Below are 10,820 nucleotides of genomic sequence, written 5' to 3'. Positions count from 1 at the left end.
TGAGATGAGCGAGGCGCTGAGCAAGAACGTGGATGGCCGGGACAAGCCCGGCCATGACGGCGTGCGGGGCAGGGGACATCGTGTCCTCTCTATCGCCGCGCTCGCGTTCATCCTCGCCATCATCGGCTTCGTCGGCTGGGTCTATTCCCTCGGTCCTCTCCCGTTCGACGAAGCGCGCCGTGTCTCCACCACCGTCGTCGACCGCAACGGCAAACTGCTGCGCGCCTATGCCATGACCGACGGGCGATGGCGGCTGCCGGTCGATGCCAAAGCCAATGTCGATCCGACCTATCTGAAGCTGCTGTTCGCCTATGAGGACCAGCGCTTCTACAGCCATGATGGGATCGATCCGCTAGCGCTGGGCCGCGCCGCGCTGCAGCTCTCGACGCGCGGGCACATCGTGTCCGGCGGCTCGACCATCTCGATGCAGCTGGCGCGGCTGATGGAGCCAAGGCGGCAGCGTTCGCTCTACGCCAAACTGCACCAGATCGTGCGCGCGATCGAGCTGGAGCGGACACTGAGCAAGGACGAGATCCTCAACCTCTATCTCGCGCTGGCGCCCTATGGCGGCAATCTCGAGGGCATTCGCGCTGCGTCCATTGCCTATCTCGGCAAGGAGCCGAAGCGGCTGTCGCTGGCGGAAGCAGCGCTGCTGGTCGCGCTGCCCCAATCGCCGGAGACGCGGCGGCTCGACCGCTATCCCGAAGCGGCGCGTATCGCCCGCGATCGCGTGCTCGACCGCATGGTCGAGGAGCATGTGGTCAGTGTGGACGATGCAAAGCAGGCCAAGTCCGCGCCTGTGCCGAAGCTGCGCAAGCCAATGCCGATCCTGGCGCCGCATGCCTCCGACAGCGCGCTCGCAACGGTCAAGGACGCGCCGGTCATCAAGCTGACGCTGGATTGTAATCTCCAGAGGGTGCTGGAGCCCTTGGCGCGCGATCGTGCCATTGCGCTGGGACCGAACATCTCGGTCGGCATCATCGTGGTCGACAATGAGAGCGGCGACGTGCTCGCGCGCGTCGGCTCGGCCGATTATTTCGATGAGAGCCGGGCAGGGCAGGTCGACATGACCCGCGCCATTCGCTCGCCGGGCTCGACGCTGAAACCGTTCATCTATGGGCTCGCCTTCGAGGACGGTTTTGTTCACCCCGACAGTCTGATCGACGACCGCCCGGTCCGCTTCGGCTCCTACGCACCGGAAAATTTCGACATGACGTTCCAGGGCACGGTGCCGGTGAAGAAGGCGCTGCAGCTGTCGCTGAACGTGCCGGCGATCGTGCTGCTGGACCGCGTCGGCTCGAGCCGACTGGCCTCGCGGCTGCGCCAGGCCGGCGGCAATCTCGTGCTGCCCAAGGACGAGGCACCGGGGCTCGCCATGGGGCTCGGTGGCGTCGGCGTGACGCTGCAGGATCTTGTTCAGCTCTATGCGGGCTTCGCCCGGCTCGGCACCACCAGGCCGTTGCGCGAGGTCATGACGGCCGCCGATGACCGCGAGCCGCTGCGGCTGCTGGACCCCGTCGCGGCCTGGCAGGTCGGCAACGTGCTCCTGGGAACCCCACCGCCGGAAAACGCCGCCCACAACCGCATCGCCTTCAAGACCGGAACCTCCTACGGCTATCGCGATGCCTGGTCGGTCGGGTTCGACGGCCGCATGACCATCGGCGTCTGGGTGGGCCGGCCCGATGGCGCCCCGGTTCCCGGCCTGATCGGCCGCATCGCGGCGGCGCCCATCCTGTTCGACGCCTTCGCCCGCACCGGCAAGACGCTGACCCCGCTGCCCAAGCCGCCCAAGGGAACCCTGGTCGCCAGCAACGCGAAGTTGCCGTTGCCACTGAAGCGGTTCCGCCCCGTCGGGGAACTCGTGCGGACCGGGGGCGAGCAGGCGCTCCATATCCAGTTCCCGCTCAATGGCTCCCGGATCGACGTGGATCGCTCGGCCGGAGCCGAGGCTGCCGCCATGCCCGTGAAGGTCGCCGGCGGGGTATTGCCGATGACTGTCATGGTCAACGGTACGGCGCTCGGCGAGATCGACGGGCGCCGCCAGCGCCTGATTGATCCACCCGGCCCGGGCTTTGCACGGCTGACCGTGATCGACGCCACTGGCGCCGCGGACACAGTTGTCATTCGAATTCAATGACCTTGCCTTAAGCGGTTGTGGCGATGGCGGTTTCAGCGTAAGCGGAACCAATGGCCGAGACCTATCCCACGCCCCGTTTTGGAGCGCCCCGAGAGCCGAAAACGCCCGTAAATCCGGGCAGTCGGCTCGTGCTGATGCTCGACTTTGTCACCGCCAGCCACGCCCGCGCTGTGGCCTTCCTCGCGGTGTGCGCGCTGCTGCTGTTCCTGCCCGGCTTCTTCACCATTCCGCCGGTCGATCGCGACGAGGCACGCTTTGCCCAGGCCACCAAGCAGATGGTCGAGAGCGGCGACTATGTCGACATCCGCTTCCAGGAGGACGTGCGCTACAAGAAACCCGTCGGCATCTACTGGTTGCAATCCGCCGCTGTCGAAGTCGCCACCGCGTTGAAGCTGCCGAAGGCCGAACTCCGGATCTGGGTCTATCGGCTGCCGTCGCTGCTGGGGGCGATCGGCGCCGTGCTGATGACCTATTGGGCGGCGCTCGGCTTCGTCACGCGGCGCGCCGCGGTTCTTGCCGGCCTTCTGGTGTGCTCCTCCGTGCTGCTCGGCGTCGAGGCGCGGCTCGCCAAGACCGACGCGATGCTGCTGTTCTGCGTAGTTGCCGCAATGGGCGCGATGTCGCGCGCCTATCTGTCCTGGCAGCGCGCCGAGGACGAAACCCATCCGCCCTGGAGCTGGCCCGCGATCTTCTGGACCGCGCTGGCCGTGGGTATCCTGATCAAGGGGCCGCTGATCCTGATGTTCGCGGGCCTGACGATCATCGCGCTCGCGATCCAGGACCGCGATTCCTCCTGGCTGTGGAAGCTGCGCCCGGTCTGGGGCCTGATGTGGATGCTGGTGCTGGTGCTGCCCTGGTTCGTCGCGATCTTCTGGCGCGCGGGCGATGCCTTCTTCGCCGATTCCGTCGGTGGCGACATGCTGAGCAAGATCGGCGCGCAGGAATCCCATGGCGCGCCGCCCGGACTGTACCTGGCGCTGTTCTGGATCACCTTCTGGCCGGGCGCGCCGCTGGCAGCGATGGCGGCGCCTGCGGTGTGGCGGGCGCGGCGCGAACCCGGCGCGCAGTTCCTGCTGGCCTGGCTGATCCCGTCCTGGATCGTGTTCGAGGCGGTGCTGACCAAGCTGCCGCATTACGTGCTGCCGCTCTATCCCGCGATTGCGATCCTGACCGTCGGTGCGCTGGAGCGGAATGTGCTGTCGCGCTCCTGGCTGGCGCGCGGCTCGGCCTGGTGGTTCGCGATCCCCGCGGGCGGCTCGATCATCGCGGTGGTCGGGGCTGTCATGCTGACGCGGCAGCCGGCCTTCGTGGCCTGGCCGTTCATCGCGGCCTCGCTGATCTTCGGCCTGTTCGCCTGGTGGCTGTACGACAACAACCGTGCCGAACGCTCGGTGCTCAACGCGCTGGTCGCGGCGCTGATGCTGGCGGTCGTGGTCTACGGCATCGTGCTGCCGTCGCTCACGCCGCTGTTTCCGAGCATCGAGGTCGCGCGGGCGCTGCGCAACGTCACCTGCGTCGGGCCGAAGGCGGCGTCGGCCGGCTATCACGAGCCGAGCCTCGTGTTCCTGACGGGCACCCAGACGCTGCTGACCGACGGATCGGGAGCCGCCGATTTCCTCAGGCAGGGAAGCTGCCGGTTTGCATTGATCGAGCAGAAGTCAGAGCGCAGCTTCGTGCAACGCGCCGAGGCGATCGGGCTGCGCTACAAGGTCGGCACGCGCATCGACGGCTATAATTTCTCGCAGGGACGCGCGATCTCGATTTCGATCTTCCGCTCCGAGGGCACCGAATAAGATGCCTGTAACGACCACCGTCGCGCCGCGCGCAAGCTACCCTGTGCAGCTGTTCGGGGTGGCGGGACACGCGCTGGCGCAGCTCGTGCGCACGCCGTCGCATTCGCGCCGCGCCGCGGCTGCACGAAAACTGGCGCGGCATTCGCTGTGGCTCAGTGCGGCGGGGGCCGCCTTGATCGTCGTGCTGATGGTCGCGTTCGATCGGACCGAGATCCAGCTGATGCCGGCACGCGGTACGCCGGCGCTCTGGCCGATCCGCATCCTCACCGATTTCGGCAAGGACGAGAATGTGCTCTCCGTGCTGGGGGTCGCGCTCATCGTATTGGCGCTCGTTGCCGCCGCGATGCACGGCACACGCCGCGCGCTAATGCTCGGCTTCGGCACCCGGCTGCAATATCTGTTTCTGTCCGTTGCCCTGTCCACGTTCGTCACCGATGGCCTGAAATATCTCATTGGCCGCGGCCGTCCGTTCGTCGGCGGCAAGGCCGATCCGTTCAACTTCATCCCGTTCGAGGGGACGGGGGCTTATGCCAGCCTGCCGTCGGGGCATGCGGCGACGGCGTTCGCACTGGCCTTTGCGGTTTCGGCGCTCTGGCCGCGCCTGCGCGTGTTCATGTTCACTTACGCAATCGTGATCATACTGACGCGCCTGGTGCTGCTGGCGCATCACCCGAGTGACGTCACGGCCGGTGCGCTGGTCGGCATGGTCAGCACCATGGCCGTCCGCTACTGGTTTGCGGCGCGCCGGCTCGCTTTTGCCATCCGCGCCGACGGCACCATCGTGCCGCTTCCGGGACCGCTTCCCGGGCGCCTCAAAAGGGTTGCCCGCGGGGCATCTGCCCCATAAAAGCGGCTGCTTCCCGGGGCTGCCGGTTCCCCAGGTCGCAGGCCAATTCCAACCACGAGCTTCGATTTGTCGTCGTCCCAGCCTTCGGTTTCCATCGTCGTCCCCGTGCGCAACGAAGTCGACAACATTGCGCCCCTGATCGAGGAGATCACGGCCGCGCTCGATGGCCGCTGGGCCTATGAAATCATTTATGTCAACGACGGCTCGACCGATGCGACCGGCGAGCGGCTCGCGTCGATCATGACTCAGCGGGACAATCTGCGGCAGTTGCGTCATGCCAGGTCGGGCGGCCAGTCGGCGGCGGTGCGCAGCGGCGTGCGCGCGGCCCGTGGCACGATCGTGGCGACGCTCGATGGCGACGGCCAGAACAATCCAGCCTTCCTGCCGGACCTGATCGCGGCGGTCGAGAGGAGCGCGAATGTCGGGCTTGCCGCGGGACAACGCGTTGGCCGCAAGGACACCGGTTTCAAGAAATTCCAATCGCGCGTAGCAAACGGCATCCGCAATGGCATCCTGAAGGACGGCACGCGCGACACCGGTTGCGGGTTGAAAGCATTCCGGCGCGACGTCTTCCTGACCATGCCCTATTTCGACGGGCTGCATCGTTTCCTGCCGGCATTGGTTCGCCGCGAAGGTTTTGACATCGCCTATGTCGACGTGATCGACCGGCCGCGCCATTCCGGCGTGTCCAATTACGGCTTCTTCGACCGGCTGTGGATCGGGATCATGGATCTCGCCGGCGTGTGGTGGCTGATCCGCCGCAAGAAGCCGACGCCAGAGGTGACTGAGGTGAACGCATGATCATCCAATATGGCCAGGCGCTGAGCAACTATCTCTACGACGTCTTCGTCGCCAAGTTCGATTTCTGGCTCGCCTTCGGCCTGGTCGCGCAATTGTTCTTCACCGCCCGCTTCCTGGTGCAATGGATCGCGAGCGAGCGCGCCGGCAACAGCGTGGTGCCGATGGCGTTCTGGTTCTGCTCGATGGGCGGCGGGTTGATGACGCTGGTCTACGGCGTCGTGAAGCGCGAGCCCGTCATCATCCTCGGGCAGGCGCTGGCGACGATCATCTACATCCGCAACATCATGTTGATCATCAAGAACCGCGGCCGCACGTCGAGGACGCTGGAGCGCTGATCCAGCACCAGGTTCCGGACTTCTCCCGAAATCGTGTGAGATGTGATCCCAATCGGCTCTTGCGATTTCAAGACCGATCGGTTCATATTCCGGCCATGCGCCGCCCAACCCCAGTCCAACTGCCCCGTGGCCGTCCCCGGAGTTTCGACACGGAAGCCGCTGTCGAACGCGCGATGGGTGTGTTCTGGTCGCGCGGCTATCACGCCACGGCGCTGCCGGACCTTCTTCGTGCGACGAAGCTCTCGCGTGGCAGTCTTTACGCCGCTTTCGGTGACAAGCACTCGCTCTTCCTGCGTGCGCTTGATCGCTACATTGCCGATGCAATGACACGGATGGATATCGAGTTCGATCCTTGCGGAGACCCTGTCGACGGCTTGAGGGCCTACCTTGCCGGCTACGTTGACCGCAACAGCGGTGCCAATGGTCGGCGCGGATGCTTGCTGGTAGCCACAGCCATGGAACTGGCTGGCCGTGATGTCGACGTTGATCGTCGCATCGGGAGCTTTTTCAAGGCCATGGAGGCTCGGGTGGCTGGTGCACTTTCCCGTGCGAAGGCAGCGGGCCAACTGGCCGATGGAGTCGAGCCGTCGAGTGCCGCCCGAATTCTCGTCTGTTTCGTCGAGGGCCTGCGGGTGGTCGGTAAGACGGCACCGACACGGATCATTTCGCAAGCCACCGTTGACGCTTTTCTCGACCGTTTCATCAGGTAGATCAACCATGGACGCTTCCGCTGTTCGCACGCCGATATCTAGACCGAACGGTCTTGAAAACAACGATGCCATGTCCGCCATTCAGATCATCTGCGCGGTCGCCGTCCCGTTGCTCTGGGGCTACCAGTTTGTAGCCATCAAGGTCGGCGTCAGGGAGTTTCCGCCGCTCTTCTTCCTCGCACTGCGCTTCCTGGCCATCGCGCTGCTGCTTGTTCCGTTCGTCAAGAGGCCGACGCGCCAACAGTTCGGTCCTGTCGCCGCCATTTCGGTTTTCCTTGGCGGGCTGAACTTCGGGCTGTTCTATGTTGGCCTTGGGCTCGGTTCGGGAAGCTTGTCGGCCGTCGCCTATCAACTCGCCCCGCCGTTCACCGTCCTGTTGGCCTGGCCGCTGCTCGCGGAAAGGCCGTCGCTCATCGCCTCCGCCGGCGTGGTGCTGGCGTTCGTCGGCGTGGTTGTGTTGGCAGCCGGGCCTGGGTTTTCGGGAAACGCTCTGCCGCTGCTGCTCGTCGTTGGTGCCGCTTTTGCGTTCGCGGTGTCCAACGTCCTGACCAAACGCTACGGCCCGTTCGATCCCCTGATGCTGATGGGCTGGTCGTCGCTGCTGACGGTGCCGCAGGTCTTGGTGATGTCGCTGCTGCTCGAATATGGGCAAATGGCGAGCCTCGCCACCGCCGACGGACGCGGCTGGCTGGCGCTCGCCTACACGATCTTCATCGGCGGCATTGTCGGCTTCGGCCTCTGGTTCTGGCTGATCGGGCGTTGCTCGATGGGGCGCGTCGCGCCCTTCGGCCTGCTGCTTCCGGTGTTTGCGCTGATGTCGAGCGTGTTGTTCCTGGGCGAGCGCATGACGCCAAAGCTGATCATCGGCGGGCTGCTCGCGATCTCCGGCGTCGCCATCACGCAAGTCAAACCGCGCGCCGCGTCTTAGCCCTGGCGCGGCAGCGCCGTGGCGCCTGAGGCGGGCAGGGCGGCCGTCTCCGCCTCGGTCCGGCGATAGGGCTGGCCCGCAGCATCCAACACGGGATAGGCGACCGAGCAGATATGCGAATGGATGCGGCGCAGATCGCGCAGCACGTCCAGGTGCAGCGACGTGGTCTCGATGGTCTCGGGGCGGCCCTCGCGCAGGCGATCGAGATGGCGCTCCACGGCCGCGAGCTCGGTGTTCTTCAGCGCGGTCTTTTCCACCAACAGCTTGCGGGCCTCATTGGCGTCGCCCGACATGAACACGCCGAAGGCGATCCGCAGCGAATCCATCGTACGCTTGTGGAACGCGGCGAGTTCCTCGGCGCCTTCAGCCGAGAACTGGAAGCGCCGCTTGATCTTCTTGGTGGCGAGCTCGCTCAAATTCTTGTCGATGATGTCGCCGATATGCTCGAGGTTGATGGCGAAGGAGATGATCTCCATCGCACGCCGGCCTTCGCTTTCATCGAGGCTGCCGCGGGTCAGCTTGGTGACGTAGAGCTTGATGGCCTCGTCGAGACTGTCGACGACATTGTCCGTCTTCGAGACCTGGTCGACCAGCGAGCGGTCGCCGGTCATCATCGCGGCCATGACCTTGCGCAGCATGGTTTCGACCAGATCGCCCATGCGCAACGTCTCGCGGGCGGCGTCCGCAAGCGCGAGCGAGGGGCTCTCGAGTGCGGTCTCGTCGAGATAGCGCGGCCGCGCGGGATCGGTTTCCTGCACGCGATCGGGCAGGAGCCGGGTCAGCAGGCGCGACATTGGGTCGAGCAGGCCGATGAAGATGACGGCCGTGCCGACGTTGAAGGCGATGTGGAACGCGGCGATCATCTTGGCGAGATCGGGCTGCCAGGCATGCATGTGACCCGCGATCGTGCCCAGGAACGGCAGCACCAGCGCAATGCCGATGACGCGGTTGACGAGATTGCCGACCGGCAGGCGATAGCTCGCGGGATCGTCGCGCTTTGCGCCTTCGAACACGGGGTTGACGGCGCTGCCGAGATTGGCCCCGAGCACCAGCGCCAGCGCCGCATCGGGCGTGATGAATTGCGAGTAGGCCAGCGACATGATCAGCAGCACGCTGGCGACGCTCGAATGCACGGCCCAGGTCAGAAGCCCGGCGACGATGATGCACAGAACGGGGTCGCCTGTGATCGCCGACATCACGACGCGCACACCGGGTGCGTTCTCCGCCGGCGCCAGCGTGTCGAGCAGGATGTGCAGCGACAGCAGCATCAATCCGAGGCCGATTGCGATTCGGCCGATGTCCTTGATCCGCGAGCGCGGGCCGGAGCGGAAGGCGACGAGGCCGAGCACGAACAGCACGGGCGCGACCGCTGCAATGTTGAACGACAATGCCTGCACGATCAGCGTCGTGCCGACATTGGCCCCCAGCATGATGGCGAGCGCGGCGACGAGGCTGAGCAGGCCCTCCGCGGCAAAGGAGCTGGTGAGGAGCGCGGTCGCCGTGCTGCTCTGAAGCAGTGCGGTGAGTCCCAGCCCGGCTGCAAACGCGCTGAAGCGATTGCCGAGCGCCTTGCCGAGCAGGCGTCGCAGATCGGGGCCAAAGGCGCGCAGGATGCCGCTCTGGACCATGTGCAGGCCCCACAGCAGCAACGCCACGCCGCCCATCAGATCGAGCAGAACCAACGTTCCCATGCTCCGTGTCCGGATGAGAGTCGAAGGGATTCAGGCTAGCGCCAAACGCCAGCGGATCAAACCCTTTGTTGGCGCGTCGGCGTTAACGCCTGCGGTCCTTGCTCGTTCCCGCCGCGGCGCGCTCTGGCGCGTCCGCAGGCGAGATGCCTCGTGAGCAGGCTCACATTGCCGCTTTGAGGGCAGCGAAGCCGCGATCGAGATCGGCCTTGAGATCGTCGGTGCTCTCCAGCCCGATATGCAGGCGCAGTGTCGGGCCACCGGGCGCCCATTTCGTCGCCGTACGATAGTCGTTGCAGTCGAAGGGAATCGCGAGGCTCTCGAAGCCGCCCCAGGAAAAGCCCATGCCGAACAGTTTGAGTGTGTTGAGCATGGTGTCGACGGCCGTCTGCGGCGCCGGCTTCAGCACGATGCTGAACAGGCCGGAGGCGCCGGTGAAGTCGCGCTTCCAGATGGCATGGCCCGGATCGGTCTCGAGCCCCGGATGCAGGACGCGAGCGACCTCAGGGCGGCCAGCGAGCCAGCGCGCCATGTCGAGGCCCGAGCGATGATGCTGCGCGAGCCGCACCGACAGCGTGCGCAGGCCGCGCAGCGCAAGGAAGACGTCGTCGGGACCGGCGCAGACGCCGAGCAGGCGGATGCCTTCGGTAATCTGCGGCCAGGTCCTGGCGTTGGCCGAGATCGTGCCGAACATGATGTCGGAATGGCCGCCGATATATTTCGTGGCGGCCTGCATGCTGATGTCGACGCCCTGCTCGAGCGAGCGGTGATAGAGCGGCGTGGCCCAGGTGTTGTCGTCGATGACGAGCGCATCGCGCGCATGGGCGACGTGAGCGATGGCGCGGATATCCGGCATCTCGAACGATTGCGAGCCGGGCGCCTCGACCAGCACAGCGCGGGTGTTGGGCTTGAACAGCTTCTCGATGCCGGCGCCGATCAGCGAATCGAAATAGGTGGTCTCGATGCCGAGGCGGGCCAGCATGCCGTTGCAGAAATTGCGCGTGGGACGATAGACATTGTCACAGACCAGGATGTGGTCGCCGGTCTTCAAGACCGCGAGCAGGGTGGTCGAGATCGCCGACAGGCCTGACGGGACGATGCCGACGCCGGCGCATTGCGGCCCCTCCAGCGCCATCAGCGTGTCCTGGAACGCCCGGGTGGTCGGGCTGCCGTGCCGGCCATAAGTAAACTCGCCGCGATGGGCGTGCAGGTCCTCGGCGGTCGGATAGAGCACGGTCGAGCCGTGGAACACAGGTGGATTGACGAACCCCTTCTGCGCCTTGGTGTCGCGGCCGGAGGTGACCAGCCGGGTTTCGGCGTGCTGCTGTGCGGGGTGCGAGGAATCCATGCGACTGCTTTCAAAAAAGCGTTTCCGCCGGCGCGGATCGCGCGGTCGGGGCGGCCTGGAGGCCGCTGACGTTAATAACAGAACACAGAAGAGTCCCGTCAACCCCTTGACCCGGCTCGCCAGTCGTTCTGTGATGCGCAGGTGCTATTCAGTCGCCGCATGTTGAGGGGCCTGCCGCGACCTTCGATCCATCGTCTGACCGGACCTTGCGCCACAGCCACAACGGCGGGCGC

At 65.7% G+C, this 10,820-nt stretch carries 9 protein-coding genes; 7 read left to right on the top strand and 2 right to left on the bottom strand.

The annotated features are described in order from the left end of the window. The first annotated feature begins 4 nt into the window (after nucleotides 1-4). The 7 genes from pbpC to QA645_RS22570 all read left to right on the top strand — a co-directional run bounded on the left by pbpC (nucleotide 5) and on the right by QA645_RS22570 (nucleotide 7,551). Nucleotides 5-2,137, top strand: a complete 2,133-nt coding sequence (pbpC, locus tag QA645_RS22600) for a penicillin-binding protein 1C (protein WP_283043978.1) — start codon at nucleotides 5-7, stop codon at nucleotides 2,135-2,137. Between the two features lie 50 nt (nucleotides 2,138-2,187). Next, nucleotides 2,188-3,930 (top strand): glycosyltransferase family 39 protein, encoded by a 1,743-nt coding sequence (locus tag QA645_RS22595; RefSeq protein ID WP_254193652.1) that lies wholly within the window; start codon nucleotides 2,188-2,190, stop codon nucleotides 3,928-3,930. Nucleotide 3,931: 1 nt separating this feature from the next. Continuing rightward, nucleotides 3,932-4,777 carry a phosphatase PAP2 family protein gene (locus tag QA645_RS22590; RefSeq protein WP_283043977.1) on the top strand — a complete coding sequence of 282 codons (846 nt, stop codon included), beginning with the start codon at nucleotides 3,932-3,934 and terminating at the stop codon, nucleotides 4,775-4,777. A gap of 66 nt (nucleotides 4,778-4,843) precedes the next feature. Beyond that, a complete protein-coding gene (locus QA645_RS22585; RefSeq protein ID WP_283043976.1) occupies nucleotides 4,844-5,578 on the top strand; it encodes a glycosyltransferase family 2 protein in 735 nt (244 codons plus the stop codon). Then, nucleotides 5,575-5,913, top strand: a complete 339-nt coding sequence (locus QA645_RS22580; protein WP_254193654.1) for a lipid-A-disaccharide synthase N-terminal domain-containing protein — start codon at nucleotides 5,575-5,577, stop codon at nucleotides 5,911-5,913. The genes QA645_RS22585 and QA645_RS22580 overlap by 4 nt, the downstream gene beginning before the upstream one ends. Before the next feature lie 173 nt (nucleotides 5,914-6,086). Beyond that, nucleotides 6,087-6,623, top strand: a complete 537-nt coding sequence (locus QA645_RS22575) for a TetR/AcrR family transcriptional regulator (protein WP_283043975.1) — start codon at nucleotides 6,087-6,089, stop codon at nucleotides 6,621-6,623. 70 nt (nucleotides 6,624-6,693) lie between these two features. Beyond that, the gene (locus QA645_RS22570) at nucleotides 6,694-7,551 is read left to right on the top strand and encodes an EamA family transporter (protein WP_283043974.1); all 858 of its coding nucleotides are present in this window, start codon (nucleotides 6,694-6,696) and stop codon (nucleotides 7,549-7,551) included. On the opposite strand, the gene QA645_RS22565 is transcribed toward QA645_RS22570, so the two are convergent. After that, entirely contained in the window at nucleotides 7,548-9,242 is a 1,695-nt protein-coding gene (locus QA645_RS22565; RefSeq protein ID WP_283043973.1) for a Na/Pi cotransporter family protein, read from the bottom strand. The two genes, QA645_RS22570 and QA645_RS22565, sit on opposite strands and share 4 nt — an antisense overlap. Nucleotides 9,243-9,402: 160 nt before the next feature. Then, nucleotides 9,403-10,587, bottom strand: a complete 1,185-nt coding sequence (gene metC, locus QA645_RS22560) for a cystathionine beta-lyase (RefSeq protein WP_254131375.1) — start codon at nucleotides 10,585-10,587, stop codon at nucleotides 9,403-9,405. Nucleotides 10,588-10,820 lie beyond the last annotated feature (233 nt).

Origin of the sequence: Bradyrhizobium sp. CIAT3101 (assembly GCF_029714945.1) — a bacterium.
Classification (GTDB): domain Bacteria; phylum Pseudomonadota; class Alphaproteobacteria; order Rhizobiales; family Xanthobacteraceae; genus Bradyrhizobium.
The sequence above is the reverse complement of the archived record's forward strand: the minus strand, read 5'-3'. Positions and strand labels throughout refer to the sequence as shown.